The organism is Kineosporia sp. NBRC 101677 (assembly GCF_030269265.1).
GTDB lineage: Bacteria > Actinomycetota > Actinomycetes > Actinomycetales > Kineosporiaceae > Kineosporia > Kineosporia rhizophila.
The window spans coordinates 48,413-66,136 of record NZ_BSTA01000006.1 but is presented as its reverse complement, the minus strand read 5'-3'; the positions used below and the strand labels follow the sequence as shown (position 1 = coordinate 66,136).

Genomic DNA, 17,724 nt, shown 5'->3' with positions numbered 1-17,724 from the left:
GAGGGAAGCCGCTGGGGGATCCAGCGGTACAGGAAAGGGTTAGACGGTGCAGGCGGGCGGGCCGCGGCGGCCGAGCGTCGCGACGAGCACGCGCTCACGCAGGCGTTGCTGGGGGAGCTCCACCCAGGACCGGGGGACCTCGTCCGCCTCAGGGCGTACGCCGGTGGCCAGCAGGGCCAGAAGCCGGTGGATGCGCCGTCCCAGGTGCAGCGCGGGCGGGCACACGTGGGCCAGCAGGCCCAGCAGGACGAACAGCGCCCGTTCGCCGTCGGACAGGATCGCGCCGACAACCAGGGCGGCCGCGATGTGGGCCAGCAGCATCAGGGGGCTGGGCAGCAGCGGCATGACGTGGCCGGTGCCGGCCTCCGCCATGTCGGCCATATTGGCCATGCCTGGCGCGGATGTGTGCTGGTGGCCTTGGGGCGAGGGGACGCCAGCCGGGCCGGATGTGTACCAGGAGGTCATGACCAGCGCTGTGTGCATCATGGCTTGGCCCGCAGTCATCAAGGTGACCAACTGCAGTCCACCGGCACGACGGCCCAGGGTCAGCGACAGCGGCCACGCCGTGACCGCGATCAGCGCGGCGACCAGCGGCCAGGAGGGCAGGTCGCCGCCGGCCAGAACGTGACCGGCGCTGGCTGCGCCCCAGGCCAGCGATGCCACCAGCACGCCACGCCCCCAGCGAAGACCAGCCGTCATCGGCGGTCGCGGGGGTGCGGGCATGCGCTGATCGTAGCGAGATCAGTGCCCGTCCCGGTGCCGGCCGGCTTCAGTTGGTGAAGAACGTTCTGAGAACCGGGCCGAGCACGCCCGGATCGGCCACGTGGCCCTCGACCGGAAGAGTCAGCCGCCGGGCGTCAGGCAGAGCGCCCGCAGCGGCGTCCGCTGCCGCACCGAAGAAGTCGACCGGCAGCCCGGCCATCTGCGGGTCGACCGTGACACCGGTGGTCAGGAGCACGGGCTGCCGCACCAGGGCAAGGCGCTTCGCCGGGAGCCGGCCATCGCCCAGGCAGGCCGCGTCGTGGCGGAGCGTCGGTGCCAGCGCACGTAGCGCGGCCCACACCGGGGCGGACTGGGCGCCGGCGATGTCCTGCTCGGAGGAACCGGCCAGCCGCATGAACAGCCTGAGCGCCTGATCGAGGTCACCGGCCTCGAGCGCGGCGTCGAGGTCGAGCCGGTACGCCTGCCAGGCCGAGACCATCGCCTCGTCCACCTGGTACGGCACGTCGTGGACGGCGATCCGCTCGACCGGAAGCCCGGCCGCGGCCGCCTCTAGCGCGAGGGCCCCTCCGCTCGAGGCCCCGAACAGGTGCGCTCGCTCTCCGGTGGCGTCGATCACCGCAGCCAGGTCGTCGATTTCGCGCTCGAGGGCGTAGGGCCGGCGGTCGTCGCTGTCACCGCGACCGCGACGCCGGTAGTTCACCACGGCGAAGCTGTCGGCCAGGTGTTCGCCCAGCGGCTGGTTCTCTGAGCTGTCGTCCAGGCCGCCCCCGACGAGCACCAGGGCAGGTCCCTCGTCGCTGAGCCGGTCGTAGCCGATCGACGTGCCGTCGGCCGAGTGGACGTGCGGCATATGAACTCCCTGGGGGTCGGGACTCCCAAGCTAGACGAAACCGGCGCTCGGCAGGGCCTGCTGTCCGGCCGGGAGTCGGGCATGCGTTCTGTCCGGTAACGTCGGCCGGAAGGACTTTGCGGATTGACCAGATGCCACGCCTTCGTACCAAGGAGCCCCCTTGTGGACGCACACTCCGGACACGGAACGGACGTCGAGGCCCCGCGCGAGCATCACGGTGAACAGGCCGGGGGATTCCTGCGGGAGCTGTCCACCCTGGTCCTCGGCAGTCAGCCACTGAACCTGATCCTGACCCGGATCGCGGTCCTGGCCGCCGAGCACGTGCCCGGCACGCGGGAGGTGTCGGTGACCTTGATCGAAGGCGAGAAGCCGCGCACCATGGCCTTTTCCGGCCAGCTCGCGGCCGGGCTCGATGAGCGGCAGTACCAGGACTTCCGGGGCCCGTGCCTGCATGCTGCTGCCAGTGGGACGGTTGTGGCGATCGAGGACACCGGCACTGACACGACCTATCCGGAGTTCTGCCGGCAGGCGGTCCGGGCGGGGGTCGGGCACGTGTACTGCGTGCCCCTGTGGTCCGCGGTGGCCGGCCACCTGGGGGCCCTGAACTTCTACGGCAGCGGTGAGCCGATGGATGCCCCGGCCCGGGTGCTGGCCGACCAGGTCGGGGCCTACGCAGCGGTGGCGCTGACCAACGCCAGCCTCTACACCGGAGCCGTCGCCGAGGCCGAGCACCTGCGCGCGGCCATGGCTGCCCGGGCAGTGATCGAGCAGGCCAAGGGCATCATCATGGCCGGGCGCGGCTGCACCGCGGAGGAGGCGTTCGAGGTGCTGCGCACCGAGTCCACCCACACCAACCGCAAGCTGCGCGACATCGCCCAGGACCTGGTCACCTCGGTGCTCAGACCGCGCTGACCTTTCGACCGCGGGTGCCGGCCATGCCGGGGATCACATCCTGGGCCGGTTGGCCGCCCCCGGTGATCATTGACTAATATTGTTCGGCACCTCATGCAGCGGGGCGTATCAACGCTGAATGGGAGGTTTCGTGCAGGAGCAGTCGGTACCGGAAGCGGCCCGGCATGAGACGCCACCGGGTCCACGTCCGGGAGGCCTGGAGGTCAGTTCGGTCGACGGCGCAGCAGGCCCGATCGTCCTGAAAGATTTTTCAGAAGATGGTGTCTCGAGCCCCGAGCACCAGGCTGAGATCGCGATCGCGGAGCTGGATGCGTTCGGGGCCGACGGGCTGCGGCCGGCGCTGACCCGGCTGAGCGAACTGGCGTGCCAGCTTCTTCATCAGGTGGACGCGGTCTCGATCGTCCTGGGTTCTCCCGACGAGCCGTACCTGACGGCCACCTCCTCGCCCCTGGCCCAGAAGGCCGACGGTGCCCAGCTCATGACGGCCTCGGGGCCCAGCCTGGAGGCCATGAAACAGCTGTCGGCCGTCACCGTGGATGATCTGAGCGCCGACCCGCGCTGGCCGCGTCTGCATCATCGGTTCTTCTCCGCCGACATGCCGGTGCGCAGTTGCCTGGCCCTGCCCATCCGGTCCCGAAAAAGCCCTGTGGGCCATGCTTCAGCTGAACCCGCCGGAGTCCTGACTCTGTACGCGTGCTCCGCTGCAGCTTTCAGCTCGAGCGAGGTCGGCCTGCACGCGGAACGGCTGGCTGTGCGTGCTCTCGGCCTGGTCCGGACGCACGAGGAGGTCCACCGGCTGCGGCACGACGCAGAAAAGCTGCGCGAGGCGCTCACCTCGCGATCGGTGATCGATCAGGCCAAGGGCCTGATCATGGGGGAGCGGCGCTGCTCGGCAGAGGGGGCCTTCGCCGAACTGGTCCGCATCAGTAACGACACCAACCAGAAGGTCCGGCACATCGCCCAGGCGATCGTCGACGAGGCGCTCACGCCGCGGCACGAGAAGCCGCAGCTTCTGCATGGATTCGGCATCCTGCCCCGGCCGGAATCGCTCTAACTGGGGCTGGTTCGCGAATCGGGCGCTGTGTGGGCTCGTAGATTGCAGGGCCGAGGGCTGGCCCCGTGGCCCGGCCCTCGCCCCTGCAATCGTCACTGCATACTCTGGCTGCGATCTACGGAACAGGCCTCAGCAGAGGTAGTTCGAGCCCCCGCCCGGTAGCAGGCTGTCGCTCACCCAGCCGTAGGTGCCGTCGGTGCGGTTGTAAAGGTACGTCCAGGTGGAGAAGTCGGCGTTGCGGGTGTAGCAGTAGTAGTCCAGCGTGTCACGGTTGTCGGCCCAGCCCCGCACGCCGCAACCGCTGTTGGAGCCGCTGCGCATGTTCGCGCTGACCCCAGCGGTCTGCCGGTAGACGGTGCTGTCGCGGTTCGGCCCGCTGGAACCACAGGCCGCGGTGGCCGAGGCGGGTGTGGCGGTCAGGACCAGACCCACCGGCACCGCCAGCGAGGCCACGGCCACCGGCACCATGCCCAGCTGCAGCAGCTTGCTCTTGAGCTTCGACATCATTGTCTTTCCCCCTTGCAGACGGTCATCCATGACGAGGGTCGGGGGTGAGCAATACGAACAGCGCGACAGAGCGATCTGCCGTCGTGCCCCCACGAGTCGGACGCCTGACCCCCCAGGCCCGAGAACGTCATTAACGTAACAGAACGGACACGGGTTCGCTATGCCCCCGCCCACCGACCTCACTGCCGATGTCTGCGAACGCTCCCAGTAGCTCCAGCTTCGCCGCATCCGCACTGCGCGGTGCGACGGTGAGCACCACGAGAGTCTGGGACTGGTCCTCGGTGAACAGCGCCTGACAGTCGAAAGTGATGGCGCCCAGTTCCGGGTGGATGAGCGTCTCGTGGTCCTCGAAACGCCGGGCTACCTCCTGCAGGGCCCAGATCCGGGCGAACTCCGGGCTGCTGCGCTGGAGCGAGCGAATCAGCCCAGCGGCTTCCGACCGGGGCCCACGACGTCCCCGGGCGATGCGTAACTGGGCGACCAGGGCGCGACTCTGCCGGGCGCGGTCGCCCTCGGGGTAGACGACCTGTTCGGTCTCGGGGTGGGTGAACCAGCGGTGGGCGGCGTAGCGGTCGCGACCGGTGCGGGTGGTTGGGTCGCCGAAGAGTGACTCGGCGCAGGTGTTCTGCGACAGGGTCTCGCCGAGGTCGGACAGGATGAAAGCGGGGGTGTCGTTGATCCGGTCCAGCACCCGCTGCAGTCCGGGGACCACGTGCGTCGTGCCGCTGAGGCGGTCGGGCGGGGCATGGCCGGCCAGGCGGTAGAGGTGATCGCGCTCATCCAGAGTCAGGCGCAGCACCCGGGCGATGACGGTGAGCATCGAAGGGCTGGGCTGTGGCCCACGCCCCTGCTCCAGACGGGCGTAGTAGTCCACCGACATGGCCGCGAGCTGGGCGACCTCCTCGCGCCGAAGCCCCAGGGCGCGCCGTCGTGGGCCTGGGGTCAGGCCCACGTCCTCGGGGCGCAGCGCCTCCCGGCGCGCGCGAAGGAAACTGCCGAACTCGGTCCTGTCCACCACCGCACCATCCTCACCCCCGGCGGCGCGGCTGAACCAGGACCTGGCAGGTCCTGGTTCAGCCGGTCTCTGGTCGGGCCGGTCGGCCAACCCGAGGGTGATGCCATGAACATCACCGGCAACACCGTCTTCATCCCTGGCGCGACCAGCGGCATCGGCCTGGCCCTGGCGCTGGCTCTGCGGGACCGGGGCAACACCGTCATCGTCGGCGGCCGCCGCAAGCAGCTCCTGGACCAGATCGCGGCCGAGCACCCGGGCATCGGCACCGTGTACATCGACACGGCGGACCCGCAGAGCGTGGTCACCGCAGCGCAGCAGGTCATCAACGCCTACCCGGAGGTCAACGTCCTGGTGACGATGGCCGGGTCCATGCGGGCCGAGGACTGGACCGCGAGCACCCTGCTGGCCGACGCCGAGGCGCTGGTCACGACCAACCTGCTGGGGCCGATCCGCCTCATCGCCGCCTTCGTGGAGCACCTGCAGACCCGCCCCCACGCGACGATCATGACCGTCTCCTCGGGGCTGGCGTTCGCCCCGCTGGCCATGACCCCGACCTACAACGCCACGAAGGCGGGGATCCACCTGCTGTCCGAGTCGATCCGGATGCAGCTGGCCGGGACCAGCGTCGAGGTGCTCGAGCTGGTGCCGCCCGGTGTTCAGACCGAGCTCATGCCCGGCAACTCGCACAACCCGCTGGCCCAGCCGCTGGAGGAATTCATCGCCGAGGTCATGAGCCTGATCGAGGCCCAGCCGGACGCCACCGAGATCCTGGTCGAGCGCGCGAAGTTCCTGCGGTACGGCGAGGCCCGGGGCGACTACGCGCAGGTCGTCGCCGCTCTCAACAGCACCGACTGACCTGCGCCGGTGCCGTTCGGGCGGCCGGCCGCAGTGACGCGCTGAGCGACCCTCCGGTCGCACAGTGCCTGATCTTGCGGCCGGCCGCCGGGCTGCTCTGGAGTCTCGCCAAAGTTCGCCTGTGCGAACGGTTCAGGCCGGTGGTCCCTGATTCTGTCTAACCTTGATGGTCTTCGAAGTATGTGGTCAGGTCGACGCCGCGGTCGCTGCGCACACCGGTCACGAGTGTGCGGCCGTCTGCGTTGCCGGTGTTCACGCTGCCGAAGCGCAGATGCCTGAGGTCGGCGCCGCGCAGATCGGCCCCCCGTAGGTCGCACCCCGAGAAGGCGGTGCCGCGCAAGGACGCACCTCTCAGGTCGGCGTCCCGAAGGTCGCACAGGATGAGCCGGGCGCCCTCCAGGGTGGCGTGGCGCAGGTCGGCGCCCACGAAGGAGCACCGCTTCAGCCAGAGAAGATCGGGCAGTCGTAACGACAGCAACTGCAGGCCGTCGAAGGTGAGCCGCTCCAGGGAATGGCCGTAGGTGGCGCTCGCCAGCATCTCGCGCGTTCCGGCCGATGACGAACGACTCATGCGCGCATTCTCCCTGCCGGACGATCAGGGAACGGCCGGCGGACCCGTCTAATTGCATCCCGTGCAAGTTCTGTTACGTTCGTCGCCGTGACCCAGGAGCGGACCGACGGGCGGAGCGTCCTGCGCGAGCAGCGCCACGTCGCGATCCTGGCCGCAGCCCGACGGCTGGCCGCCGGATCCGGCGCCGAGGGTTTCACCGTCGACCAGGTCGCCGCCGAGGCCGGAGTGTCCCGGCGCACCGTGTTCAACCACTTCGCCACGTTCGAGGCCCTGCTGGTGGCCGTGTGCGAGGAGATCCTCGAGGACGTGGCGGGCCAGGTGGTCGACCATCTCGAGGAGCACCTGCAGAAGCTGCCGCAGGAGGCCGAACCGGCCCGGGTGCTCGACTGCCTGTGCGTCGCGGTCCAGGAGGCCGACCTGCCCCGCGCCATCGCCGAGATCCACGGCAGCCTCGGGGGTGTGGAGGAGGAGAGGCGACGGACTCAGAGCATCTTCCAGGCCGCCCTGGACCGCGTGGGGGAGCGGCTGACCGCGAAGATCGCCGGGCACGCCCCCGAGCTGGACCCGGTCGGGCTGCGCCTGAGCGTCGCATTCCTGATGAACGGCGTCGGCGTCATCGCCGTTCTGTGGCTGAAGGAGAACGCCGTCCCGGTCACCGCCGGGTCCCGGCGCGCGTGGAACACCTACATGACTCGTCTGCTCGACCAGCTCGCCCACGGGTACGGGCATCTCGGTCGGGTCTCGGGGGCAGGTCAGGGCCGACCTGCCCGCTGAACGGGGCACTCGTCCGCTAGGAAGGACTCTGGACTCGCACCATGGCTGAAATTCTTTATCGCGTAGGACGGTTCGCGGCGCACCGGCGCTGGGCCGTCATGGGGGGCTGGCTGGTGGCCCTCGTGATCGGGCTGATCACGTTCGTCCTGTTCTCGGGGGCGATCTCGTCGGCCATCTCGATCCCGGACACGCCCACCAGCAAGGTCACCGATCAGCTGGCCTCCGAGTTCGAGTCCACCAGCGGTGGCTCCGGCAGCGTCGTGTTCGAGACCACCAACGGCTCGGCGTTCACCGACCCGCAGAAGGCCGCTGTCGCCGACCTGCTCAAGAGCATCGGCCAGGTCGAGGGCGTCACCGGCGTCACCGACCCGTTCGCCACGCAGGCCCAGCTGGAGAAGAGCGCCGCCGAGCTGAGCGAGGGCCGCAAGCAGCTCGAGCAGGGCCAGAGCGCCCTGGAGGACGGCGAGAAGCAGCTGGACCAGGCGCAGCAACAGCTGGACCAGCAGCGCGAGCAGGCCGGCGACGCGGGCGCGGAGCAGCTGGAGGCGGCTCAGGAGGAGATCGACCGCGGCCGGGCCGAGCTCCAGGCCCAGCGCACCCAGGTCGAACAGCAGACGGCGGCCCTCGAAGCCGGCACCCAGGTGGGCCAACTGTCATCGGGCTTCCGGTTCGTCTCCGACGACGCCTCCGCGGCCGTCGGCACCGTCTCCTTCAGCCTGCCCAACGCCGAGGTCCCGGACGAGACCAAGACCGAGATCGCCGACGTCATCGACGACAACGCGATCGACGGCGTCAACTCGCTGCTGTCGCAGGAGATCTCGCAGACCGCCCCGTCAATCCTCGGCCCGGGCGAGATCGTCGGTGTCGTGATCGCCGCGATCGTCCTGGTGGTCATGCTCGGCACGCTCGTGGGTGCCGCGCTGCCGCTGGTCAGCGCCCTGCTGGGGGTCGGTGTCGCCACCCTGGCGGCAATGTCGTTCTCGGGTCTGGTGGACTTCCAGTCGGTGACCCCGGTCCTGGGGGTCATGCTCGGCCTGGCGGTCGGCATCGACTACTCCCTGTTCATCCTCAACCGCCACCGCAACCAGCTCAAGCAGGGCATGGACCTGCACGAGTCGATCGGCCTGGCCAACGGGACCTCGGGCAACGCGGTCGTGTTCGCGGGGGCGACGGTCATCGTGGCGCTGCTGGCCCTGAACGTCACCGGCATCCCGTTCCTGGGGCTGATGGGAACCGTCGCCGCCGGGGCCGTCCTGGTCGCGATTCTGGTTGCCACGACCTTCACCCCGGCGCTGCTGTCGCTGGTCGGAGTGCGCATCCTGCGTAAGAAGGAACGCGCCGACGCGAACGCTTCCACCCCGGTGATGGGGACCGACAGCACCATGTCGACACGCACGTCCGTACTCACCCTGATCGCCGGCATCGCCGTGCTGGCCGTGATCGCCCTGCCCGCGCTGAACATGCGGCTGGGGCTTCCGGACGGCGCCAGCCAGCCCGAGGACTCCCCGGGCTACCAGGCCTACCAGGTCCAGGAAGAGAAGTTCGGCGAGGGCTTCAACGGCCCGCTGCTGGTGGTGGCCAATCTGCCCAAGCCGGTCGAGGAGGCCGCACTGACGGCCGAGCAGGCCGCCATCGGTCAGGCCGTCTTCGACGAGGGCGACGTCAGCGCGGTCGTTCCGATCAGCGCCTCGAAAGACCGTTCTGCCATCGCTTTCCAGGTGCTCCCCGAAGGGGGACCCAACAGCGAGTCGACCGCCGACCTCGTCCATAATTTGCGTGAACTGACACCCCGGACCTCGGACGGCGGCACCGCCACCCTCGGCGTCGCCGGTAACGCCAGCGCGAACATCGACGTCTCGCAGAAGCTCTCGGACGCCCTGCCGATCTACCTCGTGCTGGTGGTGGGTCTGTCGCTGCTGATCCTGATCCTGGTGTTCCGTTCCATCCTGGTGCCGCTGACCGCGACCCTCGGGTTCGTGCTCTCGCTGCTGGCGGCCTTCGGCGGGATCACCGCGATCTTCCAGGAGGGCTGGCTGTCGGGCCTGTTCGGCGTGCACGACCCGGCGCCGATCCTGAGCTTCCTGCCGATCATCCAGACCGGCATCCTGTTCGGCCTGGCGATGGACTACCAGCTGTTCCTGGTCTCGGGCATGCGCGAGGCCTACGCTCACGGCGCCCCCGCCCGGGTGGCCGTGCTCCGCGGTTTCCGGGCCGGCCGCAGCGTGGTGACCGCGGCCGCGATCATCATGATCTCGGTCTTCGCGGGCTTCATCTTCTCCCACGACACCACCATCAAGCCGATCGGTTTCGGCCTGGCCTTCGGCGTCCTGCTGGACGCGTTCGTGGTGCGCATGCTGCTGATCCCGGCGGCCATGCACCTGCTGGGCGACAAGGCCTGGTGGCTGCCGAAGTGGATGGACCGCATCATCCCCGACATCGACGTCGAGGGAGCCAAGCTGGAACGGGCGCACTCCGCGCCCCCGCAGGAGACCGAAACCCAGGTCACGCACTAACACCTCAGCGAGCCCGCCCGGACGTTCCGGGCGGGCTCGCTGACGTTTGGGCTGGGCTCGTGGCCCCGCCGTCAGGGCCATCGCATTGCCCCGTATGTTCGTGTTCATGACAACCCGCGAGGGACGCGACTGGTCCGGCCGTCCGGCGCTGCTGAAGCTGGCCGTACCGCTGGTCCTGCTGCTGTCGGCCTGCGCAGGCACGCCCGAGGCCGCTGACCCGGTCGTCGTCCAAGGAACGGCCGGTCCCGCGGGCCTTGCCTCGTCCGCAGGCGGGCCGGGGTGCCCGGCCGGTGGAGGGGCGGTGCCCAGCGAGTCCAACCGGGTCGCCACGGACGACCTGGACGGTGACGGATCTGCGGACGAGTTGTGGCTGGCTCACGATGAGGGGCTGCGGCTGCTCGGGGTCACCACGGCCAGTGGGGCCCGCTTCTCCGTCGTGCTGAATCAGTGGGACGAGGGTGCCCAGGAACAGCGCGTCGGGGACCGGGTCAGCGCTGTGGCCGGGCGACTGGGAGACGGATCGGCCGTGATCCTGGTGAACCTGGGTCGCTCGGCGGCTCTGTACAGCGTGGTCAACTGCTACATCGTGGCCACCACGAACGCCGAGAACCGACCCTACCTCTTCGATCTGGGCTACGACGGGACCGGGGACGGGGTCGGTTGCGTCTCGGAGGGGTCGTCGCGTGAACTGGTCGGCTACCGGGCCGAGTACGACGCGACGAAGCAGACGTACAAGGTCTCCCGCAGGACGGTCAGCATCGACGAGACCGGCAGGCAGGCGAGCAACGGCCCGAGCGAGGTGCTGGGGACCGATCTCGCCGAAGGCTCGGCCGAGGTCACTCGCGCTCAGTCCGTGACCTGTGGTGACAACGGCGAGATCGCCGAACCGGTCTACTGACACCGGCTGGGCTCCACATGGCGGTGTCCGCGGCGCCCGTTCCTCGAAAGATCTGGGCGCCGCGAACGTTACGTCAGTGCTGGTGTCAGCAGCTGCGCGAGACGATCGTCGCGGTCTGGTCGTCGGCCACCTTGACCCACAGCGACCTGCTGCTGCCGCGGCTGTCGACGGTCACGTAGTTCCAGTTCTGGATGGGCAGGTAGTCGTAAGCTTCATGGTGACCTGGCACCCCACCTCGACCCGGAAGGTGTCCCAGTCCTGGGCGAACGGTGTGTCCTGGCCGGATGACAGGAACTTGACCTGGTCCTCCGAGCCGCAGGGCGGGGTGTTGATCAGCCGCCGGGTGCCGCTGCCGCACCAGTTCCGGGCGACCATGACGTAGTTGCCGGAAGAGAGCCGGTTCTCGGTCTCGGAGCGGAACGGATAGGCACACGTGGTGCCGGCCTGCGCGCCGGTCGCCGGTGCGGCGACCCCTACCAGGAGCAGTCCCAGCACCAATAGAAGGCGCAGTTCCTTGCGCATGTTGTCCTCCCCATGCCGTCCCGGTGGCTCCCCAGGCGGGAGCTGCAACGCCCAGAGCGGCCAGCGCAGACAACTGTGGAACGCCGCGAAAGGGCAGAGCCGAGAATTGAGGACAAATCCGGACAACGGACTGGCGAGACTCGTTCTGACCTGCGGTGATGGTGCATGGGTTCCGATGTCCGGTGCGGGCCGGGCGCCGAACACCGGACATCTTTGCGGACAGCAGGCGTGCGACCTCCCAGATCGGGCGTGCACCAGACGCTTCTGGTCACGAGATCTGCTGGCAGGATCGCGGGGTGGACGAGGACATGCTGCGGCAGGCAGCAGAAGAAGGAAAACACCGGGCCGAGGCCCTGGATGCTCTGCGAGCGTGGCTGCTTCTGGAGGACTCCTACGAAAGAGGTGGTGTCCCGGACGAGGTCATGCACTTCATCCAGGACCACATCAGCGGCCTGCTTGGACCTCGCGCGCAGGCGGTGGCCGGCGAGCACCTGCGTGGGCAGCTCGAGGCTGGCAGGACTCTTTCTGACCTGGCGCGTGACCGCTCGTTCCTGATCGACCTGCTGGCTCTGGTCGAGGGCAAGCGGCGGCCAGGCTTTGAGCTGCAGTGGAGAGCAGATCGCCTCGTGCTCCAGCAGGAGGGACAGGCGTACCGGCCGCAGGCGCTGCTGGTGATGGCCGAGTACAGCGTGGAGGACCCGGTGTGGGACCGGCCGGTGGGAACGGGCGAACCGGTGTCGTTGGCCGAGCTGGGCGTCTCTGACGCTCTCGTGCAGCGGCTGCGGGCCTGGAACGAGCAGTTCGAGCAGCTCGCACTGACCGACTTCGAGTGGGAGAGTCCCGAGATCGAGGCTGCGTGGGTCCGGCAGGGTCTGGACCTGGCGTACGAGCTGCAGCGAGAACTGCCGGACCTGGACGTGCGTTACTTCCACGCCGACGACGACCGTCCTCTGCACAGCGTCTGATCGGGTGGTGCAGGCTGCCGCGTGCCTGCGGGGAAACGATCGGTCGTCGTTGGCCCGCGCATCGGTTCAGGCTGCCGGGACGGTGACGGTGAACGTCGTCCCTTTCCCGAGGCTGCTGGCCACTGTGATCGTTCCGGCCTGGGCCTCGAGGAGCTGACGGGCGATGGCCAGGCCGAGGCCGCTGCCGCCCGTGGCCCGGGCCCGGGAGTGGTCGGCGCGCCAGAACCGGTCGAACACGTGCGGCAGATGCTCGGGTGCGATCCCGACCCCGGTGTCCTCGACCGTGATGACGGCCCGGTCCCCGGCGCGCGAACCGCTGACGCGCACCGTCCCGCCGGCCGGGGTGTAGCGGATGCCGTTGGAGACCAGGTTCCCCAGCGCCTGGCGTAACCGCACGGGGTCGGCGAGCACCGGGACGCCGTCGTCCACCGCGTCCGTCAACCGCACTCCGGCTCCCTCCGCCCCGCCCCGATGCGCGTCCACCACGAACTCCACGACCTCGTGCAGGTCCAGGCGCACCGGCCGGACCCGCAGACGTCCTGCGTCCGCTGCTGCGAGGTCGGACATGTCCCGCAGGATGTGCTCGAGGACGACGGTCTCCTCGTGCAGCAGTTCGATCAGGTTCGTGTCGGGCTCGGCCAGGCCGTCCTGGGTCGCCTCCAGCCAGCTGCGGATGTTCGTCAGGGGACTGCGCAGCTCGTGCGCCACGTCGCTGACCAGTGCGCGGCGCTGTTCCTCGGCGGTGTCCCGGCGCTGCATCGCCTCGTTCAGGGCGAGGGCCACCGCACCGATCTCGTCCTTCGACAGGACCGGTACCGGCTGCTGGCGGGCCGCGCCCTCGGCCAGCACCCGCAGCGGGCGCACGAGCCGGCGGCCCACCAGCACGGTCAGCGCGGCGGCGGCCAGCACCACCGCGCCGGCCACCAGGACGATGCGCACCACGTTGTCCCGGGACAGCTCGAACGTGGTCGCGGCCCGGCCGGTGTCGGGGTCGGTCAGGTACAGCTGGGCCGCCGGTGCTGTCCACGGGCGCAGCTGCTCGCGACGGGAGCGGTCCAGGCAGGACTGCAGCCGGTCGTTGCTGCTGGGGCGGGCCGTCCTGTCGACCACCGCGAAGGTGGGGGGCATCCGGGTCGGGTTCATCGCCACGACGATCTCGACGGCGTCGCGGGCCTTGCCCAGGCACTGCGCCACGTCCTGCCTGAGCGCCTTCAGGGCGCGTCGCTCGGTGGGCAGGTACTGGCTGGAGAACACCGAGGTGCACGCGGGTGCCTCGCCGCTGGGGTCAGCAATGATCTCGACGATCCAGCGGCCGCTGGGGGACTGCTCCAGCTGTCCGCGCGCGCTGATCTTGCGAAGACAGCTCATGACGTCTGTGGTCAGTTTCCGGCTCATCGTCACCTCGTCGGCGGTGAGCCGGAAGGGGCCGACCGCGCGGGCGTCGAACGTGCCCGGCTCGCCCGGCGGGCCCGTGTCGGTGCGCAGTGGATCGATCGTCGCCACCGGCTGGGCGCCCGGCAGCGCGAGACCGGGGGCGGAGTCGGCCAGCACCTGCTGCTCGGGGGTGGTCAGGGTGACGCGCCGCTCCAGGACGGCCGCCTGCTCGGTCACCAGGTCGTCCACTCCCGACCAGTTCGGGTGGGTGGCGGCGTACTTCGTCAACGTGTCGTACAGAGCCCTTTCGTCGGACAGGGTGCGCCCCTGGGCCTGCTGCAGGGCCTGGGTGGCGGTGCGGGTGGCCAGCCAGGCGGTGGCGGTGACGGCCATCACCACGATGAGCAGCGAGGTGGCCAGCAGCCGGGTGAGCAGCCGGTGCCGTAGGCGGATCATGCGCCCAGCCGGTAGCCGACGCCGTAGACGGTGGTGAGGTACTGCGGACGACGGGGGTCGGGCTCGATCTTGCGGCGCAGGTTCAGCACGTGCATGTCGATGCCGCGTTCGGTCGCGCCGCGCTCCAGCCCGGCGGTGTGCTGCAGCAGCTGGCCCCGGCTGAGGACCGAGCCGGGCCGGGACGCGAGCGCCGCGAGGACCGCGAACTCGCCCGGGGTGCAGTCGATCTCGGTGCCGTCGAGGAAGGCCTGGTGTCGTTGCGGCAGGACGACGAGGGGGCCCACGCGCAGTACCGGTTCGGCGTCGCGGTGGCGTGCGGCCCGGCGCAGCAGCGTACGGACGCGTGCGGTCAGTTCGCGGGGGCTGAAGGGCTTGGTCATGTAGTCGTCGGCCCCGACGTCCAGCCCGGTGAGCAGGTCGTCCTCCTGGGACAGGGCCGTGAGCATGAGGATGGGCACGTCGGAGATCTCGCGCAGTCTCCGGCAGACGCTCAGCCCGTCCAGGCCGGGCATCAGGACGTCGAGGACGACCAGGTCGGGTCGCCGGGTGCGGGCCAGGTTCAGGGCGGTGGCCCCGTCGTGCGTCACCTGGACGTCGTACCCGGCGTCGGTGAGGTAGCGGCGCACCACCTCGGCCTGGCGGGGGTCGTCCTCGGCGAGGAGGACGCTCGCTTCAGACACTGGACAACGACTCCGTGGGATCCGTGCGGGCAGCCCGGACCGCCGGGTACAGGCCCGCGAGGGCGCCGATCACCACGGCTCCCCCGAGTCCGCCGAGTGTCGCGCCCGGCGGGATCGTCACCGGCCAGCCCTGGAAGGCACAGTAGCCCAGCACCGCGAGTACCCCGGCGGACACCCCGGCGGCCGCGCCCAGCAGGGAGAGCACGACCGACTCGGTCACGAACTGTGTGCGGATCTGGCCGCGGTGGGCGCCCAGGGCCCGGCGCAGGCCGATCTCACGCCGGCGTTCCAGCACCGAGATGTACATGGTGTTGGCCACCCCGATGCCGCCGACGAGCAGGGCGACGCCGGCCAGGGCGAGAAAGAGCGCGCCAAAGGTCTGGGCCACCGCGCGTTTGGCGCTCAGGGCGTCGGCCGGGCGGGTCACCAGCACGTCGCTGGGGTGCTGCGGGAAAACCGTGGCCGCCAGGACCTGTTCCACGGCCTCGACCTGCTCGTCGCTCGTGCGCACGTAGATCCGGGTGGGCCGGCCGTCGAAGCGCAGCAGGTCCGCCGCGACCGGCCAGCCCACCATGACCGCGCGGTCGAGCTCGGCCGAGAGCGGCACCGGGTCGAGGATGCCGATCACGGTGAACCATCGGCCACCGACGAACACCCGTGCGGGCTCGTCCACTCCGACCTGGCTGAAACCGAGTCTGTCGGCGGCGACCTTTCCCAGGACCGCGGTGGGGTAGGCGGCCGTGGCCGGGTCCAGGAACTTCCCCTCGCGTACGGTGCCCTCGACGGCCTGCAGCAGGTCGGTCCGGGCTGCGAGCACGGCCAGGGCGTTGAAGTCTCCCGGCCCGGTGCGGTCGGTGCGGGTGACGCGCAGCCCCCAGTCGCCGACTGCGCTGGCGTGGGTCACCGGCCCTATGCGGGCCACCATGTCGGCGGCCTCGGCGGGCAGCTGCACCGGTGGGTCCTGGTCGGGGGCCGGGGCGGCCTGCAGCCGGTCGGTGCCCAGGGCCGAGAGCTCCTCGTCCAGGGCCTGGCGGCTGGAGGCGGGCACGGCCGTGACCAGGACCAGGGTGGCGACGCCGATGGCGATGCCCAGAGCCGACAGCGCGGCGCGGGCCTTGCGGGTCCGGATGCCCAGCAGTCCCAGCCCGAGCAGGTCCAGCGGGTCCAGCCGGGGGGACTCAGAGCCGCGCATCGCAGACCACCCGCCCGTCGAGAAGCCGCACCTGGCGCGGTAGCTGGGCGGCGATGTCCTGGTCGTGGGTGATGAGCACGATGGTGGTTCCCTGCCTGTTGAGGTCCTGCAGCAACTGCAGTACGGACGCGCCGTTGGTCCTGTCGAGGGCACCGGTCGGCTCGTCGGCCAGCACCAGGGCCGGGTCGTTGACCAGGGCCCGGGCGATCGCCACGCGCTGGCGTTCACCGCCCGAGAGCTGTTGCGGGGTGTGGGCCGTGCGGTGGGCCAGGCCGACGCGCTCCAGGGCCGCGTGGGCCCGGCCCGTGCGCAGGCGGCGGGGGACGCCGGCGTACAGCAGCCCGGTCGCCACGTTCGCGGCGGCGCTCAGCCCGTCGGTGAGGTGAAAGTGCTGGAAGACGAAGCCCAGCCGGCGGGCCCGCAGTCCCGACAGGCGGCGGTCGGACATCCCGGCGACGTCGATGCCGTCGATCAGCACCGTGCCCTCGCTCGGGCGGGTCAGGGTGCCCATGATGTTGAGCAGCGTGGACTTTCCCGATCCGGAGGGCCCCAGGACCGCCACGAACTCACCCGCCCCCACGCTCAGCGAAACCTCGTGCAGGGCCGTGACCGCGCCCGGGAAGCGGACGCTCGCGTTGCGTACCTCCAGAACGCTCATGACGTCGTCTCCACCACAGTGCCCTCGGCGATGCCGTCACCGGTGATCTCGACCTTGCCGTCGGCGTACAGCCCGGTCTCGACGGCGACCACGGCGCCTGCGGAGATCTGCACGCCGTACCCGCCCCCGCTGAGGGCCAGGAGTGCGCCGACCGGCACCGCGAGCACGGCCCGGTGCGTGGTCCCGGTGAACTGCACGTCGACCGGGGTCGAACTGATGCGGGCGAGCAGGGACGGCTTGTCCAGCCCGAGCGTGACGGTGACCTTCGGGCCCGAGGCCGGGTCCTCCTCCTGGCCCGCGACGATGTTCGTGCTGACCGTGTGGACCTTCGCACGGGCCGCCCTTCCGTCGGGGAGCACCACGCGCACCCTCTGCCCGGCCCTGACCTGGTCGGCGCGCTCCATGGGCAGCTCGACCGTGACGGCCTTGGCCTGAGCACTGACCGCCATCAGGTCGCCGCCGGCGTCGTCACCCAGCCGGGCCGAGAGCGCCCCGACCCGCACGGCGCCCGGCAGGACCAGCACATCGCCCCGTCTCACCGTGCCGTCCACGGGCTGGCTGCCGATGTTCTGCTGCCACCTTCGCACCGCAGCGCGCAGGGCCGCGGTGAACACAGCGTCGTGCTCGGTCAGCCTGACCTGGTACCCCGAAGCCTTCCCCTGCGCGCCGGGACCGGGCTCCTCGCGTTCGCTGTCGTCCTTCGCCGGTCTGGCAGTCTCGGAAGAATCGTCGGGCGCAACGTCCGGCACCCTCACCACCGTGCCCACGGCGGGCTGGGAGCCGATCTCGTATCCCATGGCCTGGAGGTTCACGGCGATCACCCGCACGTCCCGGCCGACCTGCCCGACGGTGTCCAGATCCCGGAAAGCCGGTGTGCGGCCGTAGAACAGCGTGACCGGGCGATCGTCCACCCGCAGCAGCGCGTCACCGCGCCGCTTGAGCGCCCCGGACTTCGGCAGCCAGGTCACCACCCCCGGGGAAGCGCCTCGGATGGTGCGCTGTTTCTGGTAGCCCACCGTCCCCGCCTCGGTCCAGCTGTCCGACAGGTCGGTCCTCTCCACCGCCACGGTCGCCACCTGAACGTCCGAGAGTGGCATCGCCACGTCCTGCCGGTCTAGGCCGTGATGCACGAGATACCCGCCCCCGAGCACCAGAGCCACCGACAGCCCGGCCAGCCCGATCATCCGCTGAGCACGCACCTGATC

18 protein-coding genes are annotated in these 17,724 nt (G+C 70.3%); 7 read left to right on the top strand and 11 right to left on the bottom strand.

Annotated elements, in window-relative coordinates:
* Positions 1 to 39 precede the first annotated feature (39 nt).
* Entirely contained in the window at positions 40 to 723 is a 684-nt protein-coding gene (locus QSK18_RS18260; protein ID WP_285620962.1) for a hypothetical protein, read from the bottom strand.
* A 46-nt stretch (positions 724 to 769) separates the two neighbouring features.
* Positions 770 to 1,573, bottom strand: coding sequence for an alpha/beta fold hydrolase (locus QSK18_RS18255; protein ID WP_285620960.1), 804 nt, complete (start codon positions 1,571 to 1,573; stop codon positions 770 to 772).
* Between the two features lie 162 nt (positions 1,574 to 1,735).
* Between QSK18_RS18255 and QSK18_RS18250 the strand changes: the two genes are divergently transcribed.
* Complete coding sequence (locus tag QSK18_RS18250) at positions 1,736 to 2,485, top strand: GAF and ANTAR domain-containing protein (RefSeq protein WP_232809814.1); 750 nt, start codon at positions 1,736 to 1,738, stop codon at positions 2,483 to 2,485.
* Between the two features lie 118 nt (positions 2,486 to 2,603).
* Positions 2,604 to 3,539: a GAF and ANTAR domain-containing protein gene (locus QSK18_RS18245; RefSeq protein WP_285620956.1), complete on the top strand. Its 936-nt coding sequence runs from the start codon at positions 2,604 to 2,606 to the stop codon at positions 3,537 to 3,539.
* A gap of 129 nt (positions 3,540 to 3,668) precedes the next feature.
* On the opposite strand, the gene QSK18_RS18240 is transcribed toward QSK18_RS18245, so the two are convergent.
* Together QSK18_RS18240 and QSK18_RS18235 are read right to left on the bottom strand one after the other, a co-directional pair.
* Positions 3,669 to 4,043 (bottom strand): hypothetical protein, encoded by a 375-nt coding sequence (locus tag QSK18_RS18240; protein WP_232809816.1) that lies wholly within the window; start codon positions 4,041 to 4,043, stop codon positions 3,669 to 3,671.
* A 133-nt stretch (positions 4,044 to 4,176) separates the two neighbouring features.
* Positions 4,177 to 5,061, bottom strand: coding sequence for a helix-turn-helix transcriptional regulator (locus QSK18_RS18235; protein ID WP_352396591.1), 885 nt, complete (start codon positions 5,059 to 5,061; stop codon positions 4,177 to 4,179).
* 105 nt (positions 5,062 to 5,166) lie between these two features.
* On the opposite strand from QSK18_RS18235, the gene QSK18_RS18230 reads away from it, so the two are divergent.
* Entirely contained in the window at positions 5,167 to 5,916 is a 750-nt protein-coding gene (locus QSK18_RS18230) for an SDR family oxidoreductase (protein WP_285620949.1), read from the top strand.
* Between the two features lie 157 nt (positions 5,917 to 6,073).
* Here QSK18_RS18230 and QSK18_RS18225 read toward each other — a convergent pair whose 3' ends face one another.
* On the bottom strand, positions 6,074 to 6,487 hold the full coding sequence (locus QSK18_RS18225; RefSeq protein WP_285620946.1) for a pentapeptide repeat-containing protein: 414 nt from the start codon (positions 6,485 to 6,487) through the stop codon (positions 6,074 to 6,076).
* Between the two features lie 87 nt (positions 6,488 to 6,574).
* Here QSK18_RS18225 and QSK18_RS18220 point away from each other — a divergent pair, with 87 nt between their 5' ends.
* The 3 genes from QSK18_RS18220 to QSK18_RS18210 all read left to right on the top strand — a co-directional run bounded on the left by QSK18_RS18220 (position 6,575) and on the right by QSK18_RS18210 (position 10,672).
* Complete coding sequence (locus QSK18_RS18220; RefSeq protein ID WP_285620943.1) at positions 6,575 to 7,261, top strand: TetR/AcrR family transcriptional regulator; 687 nt, start codon at positions 6,575 to 6,577, stop codon at positions 7,259 to 7,261.
* A gap of 41 nt (positions 7,262 to 7,302) precedes the next feature.
* Entirely contained in the window at positions 7,303 to 9,774 is a 2,472-nt protein-coding gene (locus tag QSK18_RS18215; protein WP_285620941.1) for an MMPL family transporter, read from the top strand.
* Between the two features lie 106 nt (positions 9,775 to 9,880).
* Complete coding sequence (locus tag QSK18_RS18210; RefSeq protein WP_232809819.1) at positions 9,881 to 10,672, top strand: hypothetical protein; 792 nt, start codon at positions 9,881 to 9,883, stop codon at positions 10,670 to 10,672.
* Positions 10,673 to 10,843: 171 nt separating this feature from the next.
* On the opposite strand, the gene QSK18_RS18205 is transcribed toward QSK18_RS18210, so the two are convergent.
* Entirely contained in the window at positions 10,844 to 11,194 is a 351-nt protein-coding gene (locus QSK18_RS18205; protein ID WP_285620936.1) for a hypothetical protein, read from the bottom strand.
* Between the two features lie 296 nt (positions 11,195 to 11,490).
* Here QSK18_RS18205 and QSK18_RS18200 point away from each other — a divergent pair, with 296 nt between their 5' ends.
* On the top strand, positions 11,491 to 12,159 hold the full coding sequence (locus QSK18_RS18200) for an immunity protein CdiI family protein (protein WP_285620933.1): 669 nt from the start codon (positions 11,491 to 11,493) through the stop codon (positions 12,157 to 12,159).
* Positions 12,160 to 12,225: 66 nt separating this feature from the next.
* On the opposite strand, the gene QSK18_RS18195 is transcribed toward QSK18_RS18200, so the two are convergent.
* Genes QSK18_RS18195 through QSK18_RS18175 form a run of 5 tightly spaced genes read right to left on the bottom strand, consistent with a single transcriptional unit; the run spans position 12,226 to position 17,718 of the window.
* Positions 12,226 to 13,989 (bottom strand): sensor histidine kinase, encoded by a 1,764-nt coding sequence (locus tag QSK18_RS18195; RefSeq protein WP_285620931.1) that lies wholly within the window; start codon positions 13,987 to 13,989, stop codon positions 12,226 to 12,228.
* The gene (locus QSK18_RS18190) at positions 13,986 to 14,669 is read right to left on the bottom strand and encodes a response regulator transcription factor (protein WP_232809823.1); all 684 of its coding nucleotides are present in this window, start codon (positions 14,667 to 14,669) and stop codon (positions 13,986 to 13,988) included. Before QSK18_RS18190 ends, QSK18_RS18195 begins: the two co-directional genes overlap by 4 nt.
* Positions 14,662 to 15,861 (bottom strand): ABC transporter permease, encoded by a 1,200-nt coding sequence (locus QSK18_RS18185; protein WP_232809824.1) that lies wholly within the window; start codon positions 15,859 to 15,861, stop codon positions 14,662 to 14,664. Before QSK18_RS18185 ends, QSK18_RS18190 begins: the two co-directional genes overlap by 8 nt.
* Positions 15,848 to 16,519 (bottom strand): ABC transporter ATP-binding protein, encoded by a 672-nt coding sequence (locus QSK18_RS18180; protein WP_232809825.1) that lies wholly within the window; start codon positions 16,517 to 16,519, stop codon positions 15,848 to 15,850. Before QSK18_RS18180 ends, QSK18_RS18185 begins: the two co-directional genes overlap by 14 nt.
* A complete protein-coding gene (locus QSK18_RS18175; RefSeq protein WP_232809826.1) occupies positions 16,516 to 17,718 on the bottom strand; it encodes an efflux RND transporter periplasmic adaptor subunit in 1,203 nt (400 codons plus the stop codon). Before QSK18_RS18175 ends, QSK18_RS18180 begins: the two co-directional genes overlap by 4 nt.
* Positions 17,719 to 17,724: the final 6 nt, after the last annotated feature.